General features: G+C 54.2%; 30 protein-coding genes. 28 read left to right on the top strand and 2 right to left on the bottom strand.

Features of this window, described 5'->3' with window-relative positions:
• The 5 genes from NLK60_RS17130 to NLK60_RS17110 all read left to right on the top strand — a co-directional run bounded on the left by NLK60_RS17130 (nucleotide 1) and on the right by NLK60_RS17110 (nucleotide 3601).
• On the top strand, nucleotides 1-261 hold the full coding sequence (locus NLK60_RS17130; RefSeq protein WP_254810710.1) for a hypothetical protein: 261 nt from the start codon (nucleotides 1-3) through the stop codon (nucleotides 259-261).
• A 48-nt stretch (nucleotides 262-309) separates the two neighbouring features.
• Nucleotides 310-1545 (top strand): exodeoxyribonuclease VII large subunit, encoded by a 1236-nt coding sequence (gene xseA / locus NLK60_RS17125; RefSeq protein ID WP_254810709.1) that lies wholly within the window; start codon nucleotides 310-312, stop codon nucleotides 1543-1545.
• Between the two features lie 2 nt (nucleotides 1546-1547).
• A complete protein-coding gene (gene xseB / locus NLK60_RS17120; protein ID WP_254810708.1) occupies nucleotides 1548-1745 on the top strand; it encodes an exodeoxyribonuclease VII small subunit in 198 nt (65 codons plus the stop codon).
• Between the two features lie 271 nt (nucleotides 1746-2016).
• Nucleotides 2017-2472 carry a hypothetical protein gene (locus NLK60_RS17115; protein WP_254810707.1) on the top strand — a complete coding sequence of 152 codons (456 nt, stop codon included), beginning with the start codon at nucleotides 2017-2019 and terminating at the stop codon, nucleotides 2470-2472.
• A gap of 82 nt (nucleotides 2473-2554) precedes the next feature.
• Entirely contained in the window at nucleotides 2555-3601 is a 1047-nt protein-coding gene (locus tag NLK60_RS17110) for a Cdc6/Cdc18 family protein (RefSeq protein WP_254810706.1), read from the top strand.
• Nucleotides 3602-3611: 10 nt separating this feature from the next.
• Here the strand turns inward: NLK60_RS17110 and NLK60_RS17105 are convergent, their stop codons facing one another.
• Entirely contained in the window at nucleotides 3612-3878 is a 267-nt protein-coding gene (locus NLK60_RS17105) for a winged helix-turn-helix domain-containing protein (protein WP_254810705.1), read from the bottom strand.
• Nucleotides 3879-4246: 368 nt separating this feature from the next.
• On the opposite strand from NLK60_RS17105, the gene NLK60_RS17100 reads away from it, so the two are divergent.
• From NLK60_RS17100 to NLK60_RS17090, 3 genes are all read left to right on the top strand, one after another.
• Complete coding sequence (locus tag NLK60_RS17100; protein ID WP_254810704.1) at nucleotides 4247-4555, top strand: hypothetical protein; 309 nt, start codon at nucleotides 4247-4249, stop codon at nucleotides 4553-4555.
• Nucleotides 4556-5397: 842 nt separating this feature from the next.
• Entirely contained in the window at nucleotides 5398-6006 is a 609-nt protein-coding gene (locus NLK60_RS17095) for a hypothetical protein (protein WP_254810703.1), read from the top strand.
• Nucleotides 6003-8072, top strand: coding sequence for a minichromosome maintenance protein MCM (locus tag NLK60_RS17090; RefSeq protein ID WP_254810702.1), 2070 nt, complete (start codon nucleotides 6003-6005; stop codon nucleotides 8070-8072). Before NLK60_RS17095 ends, NLK60_RS17090 begins: the two co-directional genes overlap by 4 nt.
• On the opposite strand, the gene NLK60_RS17085 is transcribed toward NLK60_RS17090, so the two are convergent.
• Entirely contained in the window at nucleotides 8065-8295 is a 231-nt protein-coding gene (locus NLK60_RS17085; RefSeq protein ID WP_254810701.1) for an ArsR family transcriptional regulator, read from the bottom strand. The genes NLK60_RS17090 and NLK60_RS17085 overlap by 8 nt on opposite strands.
• A gap of 254 nt (nucleotides 8296-8549) precedes the next feature.
• Here NLK60_RS17085 and NLK60_RS17080 point away from each other — a divergent pair, with 254 nt between their 5' ends.
• The 20 genes from NLK60_RS17080 to NLK60_RS16985 all read left to right on the top strand — a co-directional run bounded on the left by NLK60_RS17080 (nucleotide 8550) and on the right by NLK60_RS16985 (nucleotide 18520).
• On the top strand, nucleotides 8550-9053 hold the full coding sequence (locus tag NLK60_RS17080) for a hypothetical protein (protein ID WP_254810700.1): 504 nt from the start codon (nucleotides 8550-8552) through the stop codon (nucleotides 9051-9053).
• Nucleotides 9050-9289, top strand: coding sequence for a hypothetical protein (locus tag NLK60_RS17075; protein ID WP_254810699.1), 240 nt, complete (start codon nucleotides 9050-9052; stop codon nucleotides 9287-9289). Before NLK60_RS17080 ends, NLK60_RS17075 begins: the two co-directional genes overlap by 4 nt.
• Before the next feature lie 302 nt (nucleotides 9290-9591).
• Complete coding sequence (locus tag NLK60_RS17070; RefSeq protein WP_254810698.1) at nucleotides 9592-9945, top strand: COG3415 family protein; 354 nt, start codon at nucleotides 9592-9594, stop codon at nucleotides 9943-9945.
• Nucleotides 9946-10078: 133 nt separating this feature from the next.
• Nucleotides 10079-10246 (top strand): hypothetical protein, encoded by a 168-nt coding sequence (locus tag NLK60_RS17065; protein ID WP_254810697.1) that lies wholly within the window; start codon nucleotides 10079-10081, stop codon nucleotides 10244-10246.
• Nucleotides 10243-10539, top strand: a complete 297-nt coding sequence (locus NLK60_RS17060) for a hypothetical protein (RefSeq protein ID WP_254810696.1) — start codon at nucleotides 10243-10245, stop codon at nucleotides 10537-10539. Before NLK60_RS17065 ends, NLK60_RS17060 begins: the two co-directional genes overlap by 4 nt.
• Nucleotides 10536-11432 carry a DNA polymerase sliding clamp gene (locus NLK60_RS17055; protein WP_254810695.1) on the top strand — a complete coding sequence of 299 codons (897 nt, stop codon included), beginning with the start codon at nucleotides 10536-10538 and terminating at the stop codon, nucleotides 11430-11432. The genes NLK60_RS17060 and NLK60_RS17055 overlap by 4 nt, the downstream gene beginning before the upstream one ends.
• A 228-nt stretch (nucleotides 11433-11660) precedes the next feature.
• A complete protein-coding gene (locus NLK60_RS17050; protein ID WP_254810694.1) occupies nucleotides 11661-12098 on the top strand; it encodes a hypothetical protein in 438 nt (145 codons plus the stop codon).
• Entirely contained in the window at nucleotides 12095-12340 is a 246-nt protein-coding gene (locus NLK60_RS17045) for a hypothetical protein (RefSeq protein ID WP_254810693.1), read from the top strand. Before NLK60_RS17050 ends, NLK60_RS17045 begins: the two co-directional genes overlap by 4 nt.
• Nucleotides 12337-12627 (top strand): hypothetical protein, encoded by a 291-nt coding sequence (locus tag NLK60_RS17040; RefSeq protein ID WP_254810692.1) that lies wholly within the window; start codon nucleotides 12337-12339, stop codon nucleotides 12625-12627. Before NLK60_RS17045 ends, NLK60_RS17040 begins: the two co-directional genes overlap by 4 nt.
• Nucleotides 12624-14381: a DNA cytosine methyltransferase gene (locus tag NLK60_RS17035; protein ID WP_254810691.1), complete on the top strand. Its 1758-nt coding sequence runs from the start codon at nucleotides 12624-12626 to the stop codon at nucleotides 14379-14381. Before NLK60_RS17040 ends, NLK60_RS17035 begins: the two co-directional genes overlap by 4 nt.
• Nucleotides 14374-14610, top strand: coding sequence for a hypothetical protein (locus tag NLK60_RS17030; protein WP_254810690.1), 237 nt, complete (start codon nucleotides 14374-14376; stop codon nucleotides 14608-14610). The genes NLK60_RS17035 and NLK60_RS17030 overlap by 8 nt, the downstream gene beginning before the upstream one ends.
• Nucleotides 14603-15067: a hypothetical protein gene (locus NLK60_RS17025; RefSeq protein WP_254810689.1), complete on the top strand. Its 465-nt coding sequence runs from the start codon at nucleotides 14603-14605 to the stop codon at nucleotides 15065-15067. Before NLK60_RS17030 ends, NLK60_RS17025 begins: the two co-directional genes overlap by 8 nt.
• Entirely contained in the window at nucleotides 15057-15446 is a 390-nt protein-coding gene (locus NLK60_RS17020) for a hypothetical protein (protein WP_254810688.1), read from the top strand. The genes NLK60_RS17025 and NLK60_RS17020 overlap by 11 nt, the downstream gene beginning before the upstream one ends.
• Nucleotides 15439-15633, top strand: a complete 195-nt coding sequence (locus tag NLK60_RS17015) for a hypothetical protein (protein ID WP_254810687.1) — start codon at nucleotides 15439-15441, stop codon at nucleotides 15631-15633. Before NLK60_RS17020 ends, NLK60_RS17015 begins: the two co-directional genes overlap by 8 nt.
• Nucleotides 15630-16076 (top strand): hypothetical protein, encoded by a 447-nt coding sequence (locus NLK60_RS17010; RefSeq protein ID WP_254810686.1) that lies wholly within the window; start codon nucleotides 15630-15632, stop codon nucleotides 16074-16076. Before NLK60_RS17015 ends, NLK60_RS17010 begins: the two co-directional genes overlap by 4 nt.
• Nucleotides 16063-16554 carry a hypothetical protein gene (locus NLK60_RS17005; RefSeq protein ID WP_254810685.1) on the top strand — a complete coding sequence of 164 codons (492 nt, stop codon included), beginning with the start codon at nucleotides 16063-16065 and terminating at the stop codon, nucleotides 16552-16554. The genes NLK60_RS17010 and NLK60_RS17005 overlap by 14 nt, the downstream gene beginning before the upstream one ends.
• The gene (locus tag NLK60_RS17000; RefSeq protein WP_254810684.1) at nucleotides 16551-17114 is read left to right on the top strand and encodes a hypothetical protein; all 564 of its coding nucleotides are present in this window, start codon (nucleotides 16551-16553) and stop codon (nucleotides 17112-17114) included. The genes NLK60_RS17005 and NLK60_RS17000 overlap by 4 nt, the downstream gene beginning before the upstream one ends.
• Complete coding sequence (locus tag NLK60_RS16995; RefSeq protein ID WP_254810683.1) at nucleotides 17111-17623, top strand: hypothetical protein; 513 nt, start codon at nucleotides 17111-17113, stop codon at nucleotides 17621-17623. Before NLK60_RS17000 ends, NLK60_RS16995 begins: the two co-directional genes overlap by 4 nt.
• A complete protein-coding gene (locus NLK60_RS16990) occupies nucleotides 17620-17937 on the top strand; it encodes a hypothetical protein (RefSeq protein WP_254810682.1) in 318 nt (105 codons plus the stop codon). Before NLK60_RS16995 ends, NLK60_RS16990 begins: the two co-directional genes overlap by 4 nt.
• A 106-nt stretch (nucleotides 17938-18043) precedes the next feature.
• Nucleotides 18044-18520 (top strand): hypothetical protein, encoded by a 477-nt coding sequence (locus tag NLK60_RS16985; protein ID WP_254810681.1) that lies wholly within the window; start codon nucleotides 18044-18046, stop codon nucleotides 18518-18520.
• The last annotated feature ends 798 nt before the right edge of the window (nucleotides 18521-19318 follow it).

The raw sequence follows: 19318 nt of genomic DNA, 5'->3' as shown, positions 1-19318 counted from the left end.
ATGGTCGAACTCAAAATTGCTGATGACGTTACCGTCGTTGTCGAATCCGGTGAAAAGAAGTCGTATTCATACACTGTGCTATCCGGGGGTCAAGAGGTGATCAGCTATGAAACCAGCGCCGATGTTCGAAAGCCTGCTGGGAAAGTCGGCCTAAGAAACGTCATATACAGACAGGTTTCAGGTCTCGATAAACAAGCCATAGAAATAGCATTGGATACAGCCGTGGGGAAACACAAAACAGCCATCGAACAACTCGAGTGAAAAAGTCGGCAGAAGAACCTTTGTACACTGAATTACATATTAGAACCGATGGGTGTTGACTCGAGTCCACACGATGACAGCGACCGGAACGAGAACCTCGAGTCACTTCGTGAAACCCTCAACAGCGAGTCAGTCGCGTTCGTCGACTCGCTCAACGAACAGATTAGCGAACTCCTCGAGAACATACCCAATCTCCAGTACGAATACGTTCTGGGCGACGTTTCGGATTACGGCGTTTCTGGGAACGGCCACGCCCACTTCGATCTGGTTCATAACGGCTCGAAAATCCATTGTGTGATTTTCCAGTACCAGCTCAACAGGCTGGATATCGATATCGAGGATGGTACACAGATGGCTGTCAACGGCGATCTCTCGTACTACGATGCCAACGGGAGTGTCTCGCTGATCGTCAGCCAGTGTGTCCCCGTGGGTGAAGGCGAATACGAACAGATTTACCGGGAGAATCGAGCGATACTCGAGGACGATGGCTTGCTTGATGAAGCCGGGAAGCAACCCCTGCCAGAGTTACCACAGTGTGTGGGTGTCGTCACCAGCGCGGATAGTGACGCCCGAAAAGACGTCGTGACCAGTCTGCATGGGCGCTACCCGGATATCGATATCATCGTCCAGCATTCGACCGTCCAGGGCGAGGACGCCATGCTCTCGATGATGAGTGCCATTGGCCGACTCGACGATACGGCCCACGTCGACGTGATTATCCTCACTCGAGGCGGTGGCTCCGAAAAGGACCTTCGGGTGTTCAACGAAACGCCCCTGTGTCGCGTGATTTTCGATACTGACACGCCGGTAGTGGTGGGTGTCGGCCACGAGAACGACCGAACGCTGGCCGATGAAGTGGCTGACCGGCGGGTAATGACGCCCACCCACGCTGGTGAGATCGTCCCCGAAAAGGACGCCCTCGAGAGTGAAATCGAAGCAAAGGGGGAGCGTCTCGAGAGTGCGTACGCTCGAGTCACGTCTGACCGGCTGGAAGCGCTCGAAACCGAGTTGGATAGTACGTATGCCCTACGCGTCGAATCCCGGTTGGGGGCGTTCCAGCGCGACCTCGAGCACGCCTACGAGGCGACTGTCACCCAGCGCCTTTCGGCGTACGATAACCGATTAGACAGCGCCCTCGAGAAATTCGAACAGCAGAAAGCCCACGAGCAAGCCCAGGCCGACGCCCAACGTGAGTTCGAGCGCGACACACGCCGACAGCGTATTGCAATTGCCGTGTTAGTGCTCTTGTTGCTCGGCTTGCTCGGCTACATATTCCTCCTATGACCATGACTGATACCACCGAACCAGGACAACCGTCGATTGGCGAACAGACCGCGCGACTCGAGGAAATCATCACGCAGTTAGAAGACGGTGAGGTGTCCCTCGAGCGGGCGAAGGAGTTGCACGTAGAGGGGAAAGCGATAGTCGAGCAGTTGGAGGCCGATCTCGAGGTTGGGGAGGGGACAATCACGGACAGTGAGTAACAAATTCCAAAATTCAATACCAAAACCTCACGCCTTGGTAATATTAATATAATTTTGATTAAATTAATCAAACGGATATTTTCGCTAATCAGCATATAACAGAAGGGCACTCAAAATAGAATGTACAATTATTACTAAATTCCGGAGAACATATACAGAACTGCCACATATTAGATAGCTAATGGTATCGATTTCAATCATAATTTCAGTCCTAACCTTAGTGTTTTCTTTATTTGCAGCGATTTTTTCACTCTTAATTTGGAGAGGATCTATGACCAATGGTATATTTGCCCAACAAAAAATCATACGAGAAGAGCACGTAGATGAGGAAATACCAATTAATTTTTATAAATTTGGTAAATTCCACACTTTGTTGATTTCAATTGACTATATCAAGTGCAAGGAACCAAGGACTAATTGGAGATATAATATTAAAAAGGCTTTACTCGGAAGTGATGGTGACACATTTTTTAAAATGACGCTAGTATGGAAAGGAGATATTACTGATTATCCCCATCTAGTTGGTATCGAAATAAGCCGGGTTATAGAGAAGGTTCGGGAAGAAGATGATTTCAATGGAATAATTTTCTCCTCAGGATTTGGAAAACAGAATATCGAAATAAGGACATCTCGTCCACCAGAAGTTGATCGTCAATTTAGCAAATTTATAGATTTGTTGCAAGAAGGTATAGAAAATGAATTCGATAGAATAGATGATAAAATATGATGTAGGTTCCGATTTAGAGTTATCCGAATATCCGAACACCACCCCAGAGCGGTTATTTAATCACACCGTGAACAAGACGGATATGATACAAAATCCGGCTATTCTCGAGCCGAATACCCAGCCCGAACGCGAGATTATCGTCCATCGGGAGTCTGAAATCGACTCCCTGATTTCGGTGTTGAAACCGCTCCCAACGGGTGAATTCTGGGAAGCATCGGCGTATCTGTATGGCCCATCGGGGGCGGGCAAGACGACGACCACACGTTGTGTCCTCGAGCAACTCGAGGAAGCCCACGACGTCTCTATCATCTACATCGACTGCATGGCCCATCACTCCCAACACGATATTCTCAACGCCATGCTCGAGGGCCTGGGCGCGAGGCCATCGGCGTTCCGGCGAGGGGAATCTACGGGCTCGCTGTACTCGAAGGTGAAAGCCAGCACCCCCGATGGAACGATTGTTGTCCTCGATGAGGTGGACCAACTCGAGACATGGAACGTGTTGCACCAACTGTACGGCCTCAACGGCGTTTCGACCGTCTGTATCGCCAACCAGCCGTGGCACGACCTCGAGTTCGAAGACCCACGGATTGACTCACGCATGGGATCGGCCACCCAGATCGCCTTTCGTGCTTACTCCGAATCACAGCTCACTTCTATTTTGGATCGGCGGGTTCGCGCTGGTCTTGATGCAGGCGTGATCGGGAACGAGGAAATCAGCACGATTGTCTCGTACGCAGACGGAGACGCGCGGAAGGCCATTTCGCTGTTGAATCAGGCGGTTCGACGCACGCGAAAAGACCGACTGGGTACAGTGAGCTCAGATGTGATCGAAGCGTCGGTCGGTGACGCCGAACGCGAAATCGTTCGCTCGAGGCTGGACTCACTGTCTGCCGATCAGCGGGTGGCCCTCGAGGTGATCGGCAGTGTGGGGCCGTCGACGAGCACGCCATTGTTCGAAGCCTACTGTGAGCGCGTAGATGAGCCAAAGAGTGATCGGACCTTCCGAAACTGGTTGCGCAAGTTCGTCGAATACGAATTGGTGGACAAGACCGACTCGAGTGTTCCAGAGTACCAACTTCGGAAAATGGTAGGTAAGGAACTTCGAGAATCGCTTCTTGCGAACTAAAGATCAGGATTTAAGAGTCAGAATCGGCTGATTGCTCGAGGGCGTCGGCATCGAGTTCGCCCGCGAGATACTGCTTGCCCTTTTCAGAGATTTGGTAGGCCCCTTTGTCCGGGTCGAAGTATTCGACCAGCCCAGCTTCGTGCAAGCGGCGAAGCCGTGATCGAACCGTCGAAATACCGAATTCGATATTCATCTCCAAGACAGAGGGCGTACAGATTAGCTCTTGGTTGCCTTCGTTGAGTAGGAACTCGAGGATAGCGTCGTCGGCTCGAGTCATCCAATCCACCCTCGGTCGGCGCGACATTCACCTAATGTGTTGAGCATTCTTGGGTTAGTCTTATTGGTCCACATTCATGAGTGTATTGTAGAATACGAGCCAGTGTATTACTCGATACAATAATTATAAGTACTGAGGGCCTAACAGTTCTGATTGTCAGTGGAAATCACTGCTTGGCGGATTGGACCGTCAGAAAAACTGACCCCTGCGCAATCTCGCAGGGACCGCACGACCGTATCATGACCAACGCACACCGACCCAAAAAGCGTTCGGACGCCCAAACCGCTAGCCAGCGCCGGGTGGAAATGGTGGAAGCGGTGGAAACACCCCCTCTTTCCCTTATCAGTAGCGGTGACTTACAGACAGACATGGGAGTTACCCACCAACAGCCAGACGCAATCAGCGGCATTGAGAAAACCGTCGATCTCACGCAGTACCCACTTGAGTTACCCGACACCGCGCGAGCCGCGCAGGTGACCATCACGGGTGACGCTTCGAGATTCCGGATCGACGTCGTTCGAAAGAACAAATGGGTCGTCGAAGGCGACCTCAACAGCACCCACGTAATGGGTGTCTATCACGAAAGCCAGCCACTCGACCTTCCGGCAACGGTGCCACGGTGGCTCGAGTTAGTCCTGTGCGACCTCGATATCGGGATCGACGAGGTGTCGATCTAGGCATGGTACGAAGAACCGATTCCCTGGTGGTCAGCGTGTTAAGGGCACGCCACACTGGGTGTCACGAATTCACGGATTTGCACGGATGGATAACGGTATTTCAAGACACGACATAGATTGCTGGTCAGCCTCGAACGCGCTCGAGTTGACCGAGAGATACGCGTACGTGGACGAAGACTCCGGATTGAACGTCACTATCGAGTCGAAACCGTACGCCCGGCGGATGTTTTCACTACAGAGAACGCAAGAGCCCGAAGAAATGGGCCGACAGAAACGTCATCGGTGCTTAGACCACCTCGTCTCTGTCGTAACCTGTACTCATTTCTTCGCTGGAAACCAAGTTATAACTACCGGACGGCAACCGATTTCCGGTGTTTTCCATACCAGTAGCGCCTTTGGGCGTTGGGCTCGCTCGAGTTGCAGTTAGACATGAGCAACACCCCAAGCACTTCGAAGCGACGACGTAGCCGTATTGACGAAACCAGCAAAACAAACGGGTTTCTAGAAAGACTCGAGTCTTCTAGAAAGGCCAATCTTCTAGAAAAGGCCGGCCTTTCTAGAAGGCAAGATCATCTAGATGAACCCCATCTGCTTCTAGAAGGATGGTTGCTTTCTAGAACACCTGGCAGAAACCGGATAATAAAACAGGTGTTTCGAGGGGCATCCAACATAGTTCAGACAGTTGCAGGTATGGAACGAACACCCATATATAAAGAGGACTCTCAGAAAGTCTCTAGATGCATCTGTCTTCTAGATTCTAGAAGGTCTTCTAGATTCTATAAAGAAAAGGTATATAGAGAGATTTTTCTCCAGTTGATCCACTGGAAACGGAGGTGTCGGTGATGGCGTCTCGTAAAGGCCGGAAACTGTGGTCTGGAGAAATCCCGATAGAAACTCGAGAGGAGCTGAAGCAGGAGTCGATTGATTCAGACATTCCAATGTGGAAGATCGTCAATCAGGCACTCCGAATGTACCTCGGACTCGACGAGGGTTCAACTGAGGCTGCGTTAGAACGACAACTCGAGGAGTTACAGATCGATCTCCGACGGTCTCGAGAACAACAACAGCGTATCGAGAACGAGCGTGAGGAACTGGAGAAACGAGCAGAACTCGTCTCTGAACAACTCGAAGCTATTCGAGACAAGAAAGATGAGTACGGTGACCAACTCGAGTCAATCCTCGAATCCCTGCAATCCAACCGCAATAAAACTGTCATGGCCTATATTCCCCAAGTTCGCGAAGCGGCTGTTGAAGAGTACGGAAGAGATACGGACAAGAATATCACTCGAGTGATTGCTGACCTTCGCTCAAAGCGTGATAAATGGGGGTATGAAATCCCAGATCACCAATTTAAGCGAACATCTCCAAAAGTAAAGACCGAAGAACCTGTTGCCGCCGATGGCTCTGGCGAACTTGATATTTCGTGGTCCCCGGAGGGTGATGACCAATGATGAACACCGACCTCGTAGATGCCTTTGAGAAATTCCTTCGGAACTACTACCATGAAGATATGCTAAGCTTCGCTCAGAAATACCCTCGAGAGCAACGATCACTCTATATCGACTGGCTCGATATTTACCAGTTCGACGCAAATCTAGCCGATGATATCCTGGGGGATAATGGCAAGAAGGTGCAGGAACATCTCGAGGTGGCAATAGCTGAATACGACCTACCTATCGATGTCTCGCTTTCAGACGCCAACGCCCGATTGTATAATCTGGATGCCGGGCGACACCGGCATATCGGGGAGTACAGACCTCGTGACATCAATAAGCTGGTAGGTGTAAAAGGGCAGGTAAAACTACTGAGTAAACAAAAAGTGGATTTGAAAGAAGCCGCATTCGAATGCCTGCTTTGTGGGACAATGCATTGGATTGGACAAAATAACCGAGTCGGTGAGTTCCAAGAACCGCATCAGTGCAAAGGTTGTGAACGGCAAGGTCCATTCCAATTGGTGAAAGAAGAGTGTGATTTCACGCAGTTCCAACTCGCTCGACTCACACGTCCACCAGAACACTCGAAAGGCGAAGGCGCGGATATTGACGTAGTAATTCGCGGAGACATTGCAGGAAATTGCCTAGAAGGAAACGAGCGGGTTATCGCCAACGGCACGCTCTCGATTGACGATTCTGATGATGAGAAACCGCCGTATGATTATCACATGACTGTCGACAGGGGTGGCTTCGAAATCGAAGATGATGGCTACGGTGAGATCAACATTGAAGAGCACAAAGATCGGATTCTCGAGATTGGCAACTCTGACGATCCGGTCGGAATGCTCGTTGATTCACTTGCTCCCAACTTGCTTGCCGATGAGGAGTTGCGAACGATCATGACGGCAATGGTGTTGCAACTCATGAGTTCGGATCGAAAATCGACAGAGAGTGGTCGGAGTTACCGTGGCGATTTCCATATCCTCATTCTGTCAGACCCTGGAATGGGGAAGTCCGAACTATTGGACCGCATGAAAGAGATTTCCCCAATTGGCCGAATTGCGAGTGGAAAGGGGCTGTCGACGGCAGGCGTTACCGCTGCTGCTGTAAAAGAGAAAGATTTCGCAGGCGACCAATGGGTTTTGAAAGCCGGACTCCTGGTCCTCGCAAACGACGGCATCGCCTGTCTTGATGAGATCGATAAAGTCAACCCTGAAGCAATTTCAGCGATGCATCGGGCACTCGAGAGTCAGGAAGTGACGGTGATGAAAGCGGGAATTGATTCGACACTTCCGGCAAATTGCTCACTGCTGGGTGCCGGTAATCCGAAACATGGCAGATTCAATCAGTATGAACCGATATCGGAACAGATAGACCTCGAACCGTCGCTCATGTCTCGGTTTGATTTGATGTTCATGATGAGCGATACGCCCGAAGAAGATCGTGACCAGCAACTTGCAGAACACGTTGCAGATTCGTGGGATGGCGTTGCCAAAGAGGATTACCGTGGGGAGAAACTGACGGACGAACAGAACGCACCCGTATCGACAGACGTGTTCCGGTCTTACGTTGCATATGCTCGAGAGCGCGTGAAACCGGTGTTTGAAGATGAGTCACTGAAACAGCAAATCGTCGATTGCTACGTTGATATTCGGTTGGAAGGTGCAGATGAAGATTCACCGGTTCCCGTAACGGCGCGAAAGCTACAAGCGTTTTTCCGGTTAGCAGAAGCTTCAGCAAGAGCTCGGCTGTCAGATACGATTGAGCAAGAAGACGTCGACCGTGCGATTACACTCGTATTGAAATCTCTGAATGACGTAGGTATCGATCCCGAAACGGGTGAGTTTGACGCAGATATCATCGAAGCGGGAACGTCGAAAACTCAGCGAGAGCGGATTAAGGACGTGAAGGACATGATTGGCGAACTCGAGGACGAATACGACGAAGGGGCACCAATGGATATCCTCCTTGAGCGCTGCACCGACGCTGGTATCGATAATGGCAAGGCCGCACATGAAATCGAGAAACTGAAACAGAAAGGCGAGGTGTACGAACCGTCTTCGGGAGTACTCCAGATTACGTGACCGACCAGACTAACGCGGAGCCGACAGACCGGCTCTCGAGGTCGCCACTGTCCTCGAGCGACTTTAACCGCCCGTGGGCCGTCGAATGCCCACAACCCACTACGTTGGCAACGTCAACGGTCGTCGGCAGGTCCAGTTCCCCAACGGCGTCGATGAACTCCTGGTCGGAGTAGGCCGCTGAAGAATCGAACCGGCCTTTGGAATCTCGCGAACGCTTGGTCATGGCGTATACTGCGTGAGCCACTGGTTTAACCCTACCGAATAACCATTCAGTAGGGAAAGTATTATTACCCATCACGTTAACAGGTATAGCAAGCACTCACTGGCGTGATCTTCGCGAGAACGCCCTGATGTTAAGGGCATCAGAGCGAGTGCTTGCACGGATGGATACCCACGCAAGCCATGATTGGATTACACTACAGTCCATATAAAACCGACGACGTACCGCAAGACGCCTGCCCGACGTGTCACGGCAGGTTGGAGAACAAAGCATCGCTGACTGCAAACGGCCACGAGTACCGTCTCGAGTGCCAGAACTGTTCCTGGGGCGTTCCTATTGAAGAGCCCCAGCGGCAATTGTCTCGAGTCCCGATAGCCGATGGCGGCTCGCTGATGCCGCCAACGGAACGAACAGATTCGGAAGCTCGAGAACTTCTCGACGAACTCCATTACGACGCGAGCGTAGCCGAACTCTGTGAACATCTCGCGACGGGCGAGTCAGACCTCAACGGTGACCTCATACGGCGGGCGCTCGCGATGGCCGATGGCAAGCTGTGTCTCGTATTCGACTACCAGGACAAACTCGAGTACATCGGCCTCAGCGATGACTGGGATTCGTTCGCCTCTGTCACTGTCAAACAGGTGGGCGACTGTTGGGGGCCGGTCGAATTCGAACCGAAGGATGTCGAACACCGCCTGAACGGGCCAATTGAAGTGTGTCACCTCGAGAACGCACCGGACCAGCTACGGGGTGCGCTATGAGCCAGAACGCCCTCGAGTTCGATTTCGAGACGGGCGACCGCGTACTCGTCCGGGTTCGCGAGAACGGCACCAGCGGGCCGATCAAAGCCAAATTCGAGGCGACAGTCACGCGCATCCGTGAGGGCGTGATGGGCTCGAGCCCGACCGCGTATTTCGACCCGCCGTGGGATTCGATAGGTGGCGTCTCACTCAGGCCGTACGAGGCCGAATTCGAGGTGATTCAGGATGACGAGTGAGGGGTGCTGTTCGGGTGGCACCTTTCGGTCGAAATGTGACACCTGCAATTGGAAGTCTCGAAGCAGTCTTCCAGGTGACGACTGTCACAAATGGGGCTGTGACGGCACCTTCCGAGAGGTGACAAAATGACTTCGTGGGCGTCTGAGTGTCCTCAGTGTGGACACCTAGAGGAGCGAAATTACGGACCTGGACGCTACCCTTCGGCCCCACGTTGCCCTGAATGCAATTGGCCGATGAATTGCGTCGATCTGGACGTAATCGACCGGACGCTACAGCCGGTTACTGACGAGGTTGACAGCTAATGTCGGTCCAGCAATCCCTACCGGTCACCAAAACGCCTGCCCAACGCGTCAAAGACGGGCTCTCAGCCGAGGACAGGGACTATCAGGACGTTGGTATCCTCGAGTACCTCTACGTCGAGCAGGACCTCTCGACAAAAGAAATCGCGAACGACGTCTTCGATGGAGAAATCTCGGATGAAACGATTCGGCTGTGGGTGAATCGCCACGGGCTGAACGACCGCGCGAAATCAGAGGCACCGACGAGCCCGGAAACGCAGAAACTGATCAAGCTACGCGAGCTGGCCGACCAGCACGACGAGCAGTGGACTTCGCTCGAGGAACTGATCGAGAAATACGGCGACCAACTCGAGTGACGACCATCGACCGACTCCAGGCCTGCGTTGGTACGCACGCTGCGTTCGCGTTCGCATTCGCGTTCCCGGTTCGATTCCGGACAGGTTCATGCGTCACGGTTGGCGCAACCGCAACACTCCAAGCATGATGACGATGACACCAAGGTGGCCACAAGCGCTGGCGGCCCTCGAGACGGAACCGAGTATCGAAACCCTCCCACGACGGGAGCTGACTATCAACAGCGACGGCGCGGCGCTCGAGCGCGTCACGCTGCCCGAAAATTGGCGCGAAACGTCACTCGAGGGGGTGACGATCGAATGAGTTCGACGACTGAAGAAAACGAGTCTCACGCTCTGGTGTCCGAAGCGTTCGAACTCGCAGAGACGAAACTCGAGCAAGAGAGCGTCACGGTCGACGATATCGAAGCCGTGTTCGAGGCGCTCGAGGCGGCTATCGACCATCCAGAAAGCGACATTTGGGTGACGATCACTGCCCAAGGGGCCAAAAATCAGTGTGAACACCACCTCAACGATGAGTGGCGCGACCCCTTTGAATCGCCACGCCAGACCCTCGAGAATATCACCGGCCACGAAATCGAGGTGACGATTGAATGAGCAGCGCTGTGGAAACCGAGACAGAGACGGACACCGAAACCGAAACCGAACCAGAAAAGACGGACGAAACCCAGCCCGACCTCACGACCGAGCGCGGTGGCTTCTACTGCGAAGCGCCCGTGGACGTACTCGAGGCGTACTTCGAACAGTTCACCGAAATCCTCGACGAACTCCGATTGCAGATCACGATGGAGGGCTTCGAGGCCGGGGGCGTCGACCCGGCACAGGTGGCTGGCATCGAACACACGCTACCGAAAGCCGCGTTCGATCACTACTCGAGTACGGGCGGGCTGATCGGCCTGGACCTTGGACGGATTACGGACGTGCTGAGTCTCGCCGAGCATGGCGACCAGGCGACCCTCGAGTTGGATCAAGAGACGCGGAAACTCGAGATTGAGATCGACGGCATGGAGTACACACTGTCACTGATCGACCCCGAAAGCGTTCGGAAAGAGGTTGAGGTTCCCGATTTGGACCTCCCAGCGACCATCCAAATCGAAGGGAAGGCCCTCGAGCGCGGTGTGAAAGCCGCCGATATGGTGTCCGACCATATTCGGTTCCAGGTAACCGGCCCTGACGACGATGAACCGACGTTCATCATTTCGGCGTCGGGCGATACCGACGACGTGCATCTCGAGTTGACCGACGACGAGCTTGTCGACCTCGAAAGCGGGGCTGGAGATTCGCTGTTCTCACTGGATTATCTGAGTGATCTGGTTAAGGGCATCCCCACGAACGCTGTGGTGACCATCCATCTGGGCGAGGAGATGCCGTGTATTCTCGAGTTCGAGCATATCGAGCGCTCGGATAGAGGCGATCGGGACGATGAATCTGCGGAGGGGCCATACGCGGAGGTGACACAGTTCCTGGCCCCGCGAATCGCCAAGGACTGATTCCGATGAGTGAAAACGCCTCTGGGCTCGAGGAAACGCCACACGATATCAACCCAGACCGAGGGCCACGATACCGATGCAAGAATGGGTCGTGTGTGTACCTGAAACCCAGGACCATAATCAAAGAGAGCGAGCGCAAAACCCAGTACCTTTGTCCGGGCTGTAAGCGGGCGCTCAATATCGACTGGCACGATACACCAGCAACAGAAACGAACGGAGGGCCGTCCAATGTCTGACTACGACCCAGAGTGCGACTACTGCGGAACGACCGATCTGGCGTACGAACTCGAGTCTGGGCGCGGAACGGTCACCCGGTGTATCCCGTGTCTGGCAATCGAGCAGGGGAGCCAGCAACTCGTCAAACCGTTCGAAAAGTTCGTCGATAACGACGCCCACGAGGGGAGTCCGGTATTCGACGACGCCGATCACTGGTTCGAACACCGCAAGATTGCGTATACGGCGGCTCGAGACTGGTATGCGATTCTCGGACGCATTCGCCAGGATAAGCCGATCCTCAAGCGCAACCCGGATTTGGCGACCGTGCATGAACATCGCCGGACGTTCCTCACGAACATCATGGGGAGTGCGGCCTTCTACGCACCGTCTGAAATTCTCGAGGCGAACGGCGACCCAGAACAAACGACGCTCGAGGGGGCTGGACAATGAGCGAGAATGGTACGCAGGAAGACGGTTCTGAACACAAGCACGACGTCGGTGAGGTACTCGAGAAAATGGACACGTCAGAGTGGAAGATTACGAACCGGATGGTCGACGTAGATACGGGGGAACACCTGTACCGTCTGCGTGAATGCGATCCGGGATATTTCACTGAAACAGAGATACTCACAGAGTCACAGACCGATCGGAGTTTCGAATCGGATACTGGAAATACGGAGACCAGTCAATGACAACCTCGAGTACAGACGTTCACGGTCACGTCGATACCGTTGAAGAAACGTGGCACGACCGCCAGATGGGCGTCAAAGTCGAACAGGCCGTCCGGAAGGGCTACGAGGAAGACCAGACACTCCTCAAGGTCTACCGACTGTCTCGAGAGTGCTATCGGAGCCTCGAGACGGGCGAACCCGAAGAAGTTGAACAGTACGAGAAAATCGGTGAGTTTACCCAACAGACAGCGACTGAGATACTGTTCGGGCTTGCCGAAGCCCACGGCTACAATCTGGAGGGACAATGAGCGACTCCCTAACCATCGTCGACTTGTTTTGTGGCGCAGGAGGATTCTCAACCGGCGTGGCGAGAGCCTGCGAGGACTTAGCCCTCGAGCCCGGAACAGACGTGGAACTGCACGCTATCAACCACTGGGACCCGGCCATCGAAACGCATCGGCGAAATCACCCGTGGGCCGAACACTACAACGCCAAAATCGAGGAGGTACACCCACCGGATATCATCACGCCCGGCGAGGTCGACCTGATTGTAGGGGGACCGAGTTGCACGCATTTCTCGAGTGCCCGAGGCGGCAAGCCCGTCAAAGAACAGAAACGCTCGAGCGCCTGGTCGGTTCTCAAGTGGGTCGAACTCGCTCGCCCGAAACACCTCCTGGTCGAGAACGTCAGAGAGTTCCGTAGTTGGGGGCCTGTCGATGAGGACGGCAAACCAACACGGGATGGCTCGATATTCCGGCGCTGGGTTGGAATGCTCGAGGCACTGGGGTACACCGTCGATCACCGCGTGCTGTGTGCTGCCGACTATGGCGATCCAACTACGCGCGAACGCCTATTCGTCGCGGCCTCGAAAACGAAACGCCCGACTTATCCCGATCCGACTCACGCCGAAGAGCCAACATCAGACAAACACCAGTGGCGCAGCGCTGCCGAGATTATCGACTGGTCGGATACAGGCGGCTCAATCTTCACGCGCGACCTCGAGAACGCCCGCGTGCAACCGCTTGCACAGACGACGATGGCCCGGATTGCCGAAGGCATTCGGCGACACTGTGACGACCGTCTCGAGCCGCTGGCAGACGCCTTAGCAGAAATCGGACCTGACGAACTCCGAGAGCTTCGCGAACGCGTCGTACCTGCGGAATACGCACCGATCGTCGCCAAAGCTATCGATGAACCGTTCCTCGTGGCTGGTGGCGCTGGCGATATCGGGCTTACGTCACCGTGCTTGCTTCGACAGCAATCTGGGGGCGTGCCCTCGAGTACTGACGCACCGACGCCTACGATTTCGACGCGCGGTGCAATTGGACTGGCAACACCCGAAACACGGGCATTGGTCAAACCTCGAAACGGTGCCCGTCGCGGCCTGCACAGCAACGCACTGTATGACCCAGAAAACAGACCGTTGCACACTGTCACCGCGAAGAATCACGACGGCCACCTGGTGTCGCCGAAAATCGTTCACTACTCTCACGGCGGGGCGCTGAAACCCGTCGACCGACCGATGGCGACAATCGCCACCGAACGCGGCGGTGCGTTCGGCCTTTCGTCGCCGTATCTCTGCCCGCTGTACAATAGCTTCGAGGGCCAACGACCACGCACCCGAAGTCTCGAGCGGCCACTGATGACGGTCACGGCCTCGAAATCACCGGCTGGCCTGGCTTCACCGTATCTCATCGAGTACTACGGCAACGGGCAGGCCCAACCGATCGACACACCACTCCCAACGGCGACGACGCGCGACCGCTTCGCGCTGTGCGTTCCTGAGTGCTTCCCGTGGGGTCTCGACGTTCGCTACCGAATGTTGCAACCTCGAGAACTCAAACAGGCACAGGGGTTCCCGGCAGAGTACGATATCGCAGGCTCAACGAAAGCCGACGTAACTGAACAGATCGGCAACGCCGTGCCCGTGAATTTGGCTCGAGCGCTGGCCGGACACCTTCTGGCGGCCGAAACACCGTCGCTGTCTACGTTTGGTGGCGGGATAGCAGAGAATCCAGATGCCTCAGTACCGGATTTCGACGAGGTGGTTTCGGATGACTAAATCAGGGGCTGAAAGCCTCGTGCCGGAGGATTTCGATTTCGAGGCAATCCACAAAGCCCGCTCGACGACGCCACTGGACGAACGGCGGCGCTGTCCGGAGTGCCGGTCGACTCGAGTATACCAAATTAGCGACGACCCGCGTGGTTGGACTGACGCCGACTCCGATTTCGGCTGTGAGAACTGCCAGGCGCATTTCGACGAACCGATTCGAGGTGGCTTCGATGAGTGACCAACAGGTCGTCGACAAACAGACACTCGAGTCCATCGAAGCGGAGGTAGCTAAACTCAACGCGACGACGGCAGGAGCCGTCTCGACTGCCTGTGGTTTGCAATCGACGCCACTACCTGCGACGGCTCTCCGGCAGACTCACGACGCGCTCACGTCGCTCTCGAGTGACCTGTCTCAGACCATCTCTCGAGTCGACCGGACGCTTCGCTCACTGGATACGACCTACGAGACGCCACGACGGATCACGGACGAACACGCCGAAAGGCTCGAGGAACAGTACTCTGGGCCGGTGTTCTATCTGGCAGTCGAACTGCTCGAGAAAAATCGGCGTAAATGGCTGCACGAACACCCGGAGACGAACGGCGCTCGCGAGGTTCGACGCCACGGGCTCACCGAGAATCAGCGTTCCCACCTGAACGAACTACAAGACGCCTGGAGGGCCTACGATGGCAACTGAACCACAATCGAAACGCCTCGAGTTGGGGACGGTCGTCGAGTATCGCTCTCAAAATAATGGCGACCATGAAACCGGTCGAATCGCCGATACCTCGAGCGAAGGGGCTGAAAACGAGCGATTACATATCGATAGGGGTGGGTCTCTCGAGTCGATCGATCGCGAGCAGATCATCGCTATCGTCGAACGTCACCCTGATCGACTCACTCGAGACGACGTGCCACCGAAGCCGGGGTACGCTCACGAAATCAATGAGAACGTGGATGACGCGCTCGAGGATGCCCTCAAAACCTGCTCGATTGCAGGCGAGACGTATCTCGAGGCGCTTATAGCAGCGGAGTTAGCATCGTTTCGATACGAACGAGGTGCGTTCGATGAGTGATTGTTGTATCTCCGAAACCGGGCCGGTCACATCCGATAGCGAGCCGGTCGCTATCCGATATTGCTGTGACGACTGTGGCTGTCAGACTTGGCGCTCTGAAACCTCACTCGAGGCCCACCGAAAGGCGGTTTACGAGTGTCCGGGCTGTGGGGCCGATCTCAAGTATCCAGGCGGTGATCGACGGTGAGCGCCACACCCATCGAGCGAATGCTCGAAGCGGGCGTTCGCACGCACCTGCCGCTCGAGGAGATGCGAGCAGTTCGGAATCCCAAACTCGAGAACGGCGCGACGATGGGAACTGTCTGTCGCTACGACGTCGACGAGTGGTCGTGGGTCATCATCACGGATATTCCTGATCGGACGTGGGGCGATATCTTCGACGAAAGCGACGAGCGGGCCAACGAAAAGGTTGTCCGATTCCTGAATCTCGAGAAACTCAGTGACGACGACTTCGCACTGTTCGAACCCTGCATCGGGTGTTACGAACACGCAGATACAGCTCGGCTGTTCACCGATCACGACGGCGCTGGGAACTACATCCGACGCTCGAGTTTTCTCGAGAAATTCACGCCACTGGGGCCGTTTCACCCAACGCACAGTCGCGGAGGTGAGTATCGTGTCTCAGAGTGAGATCGATGACTCAGTGTTCGAAGATGCCACGTTCACGCCACCGACGACTGACGCCAAAACGGGAACGTGGGATGATAGCGGTTCCATCCGAGGCTTTAGCTTTCGAAGCCGGGAGAACCGTAACCGTATCCTCGATTTCGTACTCGAGGACCGGTGGACCGAACGCGGGCTCACCTGCTTGCTGGTTCGGATCACCGAGTACTTCGAACACGGTCGACTCACTCGAGGGCCTTCCAGGTACAGTGAGTGGGAAACCTACTATCGGGGCTACGTTCACGCTCCGGGCGTCGAGTCCTTCCCGAAAGGGTATTGCAACACGTACATCGTCGATTGCTATCCCGACGATGGCTGGTTTTGTTGGGATGAACGCTCGTGGTCGAATCGGAGGGGGTACGGCGAATCGATGCGAGAGTCGGCACTCCGGAAGACCAACCGACTTGCAGAGGGCCTCGATCTTCGCGAGCGGGGGAAGCTATGAACTCCGATAAAGCCGCCGACGTTCGCGATTCGATCAACACGCTGCCGTGTGTGGCCTACGACGCCGAACCGAGCGCGAACTACCCTGGTTCGGACGCACTCACGGTCACGCGTCGGGGCGAGGAGTGGACGCACACGGGCGAATGCGTGCAACTCAAGCAGTACTCGTTCCGACCGGCTGCAATCCACCAGGCGGGCGAGATAGCCTTTGACGGCGGCGACCCTCGACCGTGTTACGAAGTGGTACTCGAGCCGCTTTCCATCCCGTTCCGACCACTGCCTTCGATATCGATTCCTGATGCCGTGGTTCACGAAATCGCCAAACACGGCTGTTCGATGCGGGTAACCGCTGGGCTTCGAAGCCCGTTCACGCCAGGAACGATTCGGATTCGCGACGATCTCGCCCATGATCGGACGTCGGACGTGGATGGCGACCAGTGCGAGCAGTGTGGCTGCACGCGGTTCAAAATCCACGACGGCGTTCCACAGTGCGAGCGCTGTGGCGAGCAACGCGACGAACGCGTTCCGGATACGACGCCAAAGCTGGAGGATTACGTATGACTGGAGAATACGAATACGTCGCTCACCGACCGGAGTACTTCGGTGAAACGACGTTCGATACCCGTCACGAAGCGGTCGGCCACGCGGCGATTCTCTCGAGATACGTCGACGACGACTTCGAGGTGTTTGCTCGCCGGAAGACTCGAGAACCGATGGTCAACGATGCACTCTGGCGAGCCCGAATCATCGACAAAACTAGCGACGAATGGGAACACATCGGTTACACGCTGTTGTATGAAGCCCGTTCGTCCGCGACCGAATCTGCCTACCGCTATATGCTGGCAAACCACCTTGACGAAGTATCCGTGAGTTCCAATCCCTGGTACGGTGACGAGTACGTCCAGGTGGGCGCACTCGAGGATTCAACGGGCGACGGATCAGAGTACCCGATCTATCTAGGATTCAGCGACGGCGAACCACTCGAACACGACGCCAATTCCTTGCAGTACGCTTCGCATTTCTCGAATACCTCACTTCGAAAGTTCGATCAGAACGGTGATCGACGGTGAGCGCTGATATCGACAACCTCGAGCCCGAAGTGATCGAACGCTATCCCAATGGCAATATCCCGGCACCTCGAGCGTTTATCGACTACGACGGGCAACTCGTAATTCGGACTCGGTATGGAACGATTCAGCGATGGACAAAACCCGGCTGGGACGGTGGCCGACTCGGCCACGCACCGTTTATCCTCCATTCCGACAAGTGCCGGAAACGCGAGGATGCAGAACCGATGAATCCGGAACTCGAGTACAACCAGTTCACGGTGAAATACGTCGAGACGGGCGAGAGACGGTTGTACGAAGTTAGATTGACAGCATAGACGCCCACTTGATCAGGGTAGAAGGTAAGTTGGGTTTGATACTTGTTTTTATATCGATATTAACCTACCCGCAGAGATAATATATCATGACGTTGAACGTACAATCATGGCAGATATGGAAATAGTAATCAGGCTGGTCCTAGCACTCTTTGGAGTCATGATGACGGGCCTACACACCTCTGGTGTAGCATTAGTTATTTTCAAACTGGCACAAAAGCTGGCCCCCATCTTTCACTGTGAGCAACCAAATCCTCGAACCTTCAAAAATCCTATCCGGGTTGCAGTCGATGTACTACTAAATCAATTCGCTCCAACTGTCGATGCCAGAACCTCCTCACAGAATATAACAGCGACAATACTAATGAGTGTCATAGGAACGGTCGTTGTTGTCTCAATGGCAACCATACAGATCACATCTATGTCGGCGGTTTGGGGCGGTGCTGTCGTATTCTATTCCTTTACTGGCTTCGCATTCCCGTTAGAAGATCTCTTTGTGATGATCGTGATTTTGACAGTGCTGTTGGCAGGGTGTCTGATGTGGGAAGCTAACCTGCAAATTCGACGTGGTATAAAGTATGCGTGAGAGGGCTTTACAGACTTTGTAGGTCCCCTCCAAGGGTTAATACTCCCAGAATTGTTCCTAATGGACCGCACAAACACCGACCAGATATATCCAGATATTCTTAAACTCGAGTGGGCGGGAGGCCCCAAAACCTAAGCCGCGCCAATGTAGTACTACACACAATGGGAATCGAATTGACGTGTCACAACTGCGGTCGCACATGGACATACAACGGTTCGAAGCCGATCGGGGCGTACACCAACTGCTCGAATCAGGACTGCCGGTACAAAGTCAAAATCGAACCACCGGAAGACCGGTCTTAGATTATATTGGCCAATTGATTTTGTTGAAACTCTTATTAAAGGATAAGATTCGACTGCTGAATACAGGGCGCGAATGTCTCACACGATTCGACTCAATCTGAGACGGTAGTGATCGGTCAGAACAGGGACTCAGCTTTCACTACCGAGTGAAGCCCAAAACTTATTGATAAGAACAACCCCGATCCCTGCAAAGATCGCTGGAAAGAGAATCGCCATCGCATTTGCTGGAATCACACATATAATACCTTGACACCCCAGTAAATCAATGAGAATTACCCCGACCAAGAAATCTACAGGTATCCAAAACAGAGCATAAAGTCCAAAAAGCATGAGTACATTGATCACGACACCTCGAATCATAGAACTATATTAGGAATATAGTATAAGTGTTTTCTGTACCTCCGTACTCGGTTCGCAACTCTCTTTCGGGTAGTCCAAGATGAATAGGGTGAAATAAAGGGTGTCGTCTTGCTGCATCTATCCTCTATATCCATCA

The sequence above is a fragment of the Natronosalvus amylolyticus genome, assembly GCF_024298845.1.
Taxonomy (GTDB): Archaea; Halobacteriota; Halobacteria; order Halobacteriales; family Natrialbaceae; genus Natronosalvus; species Natronosalvus amylolyticus.
The sequence above is the reverse complement of the archived record's forward strand: the minus strand, read 5'-3'. Positions and strand labels throughout refer to the sequence as shown.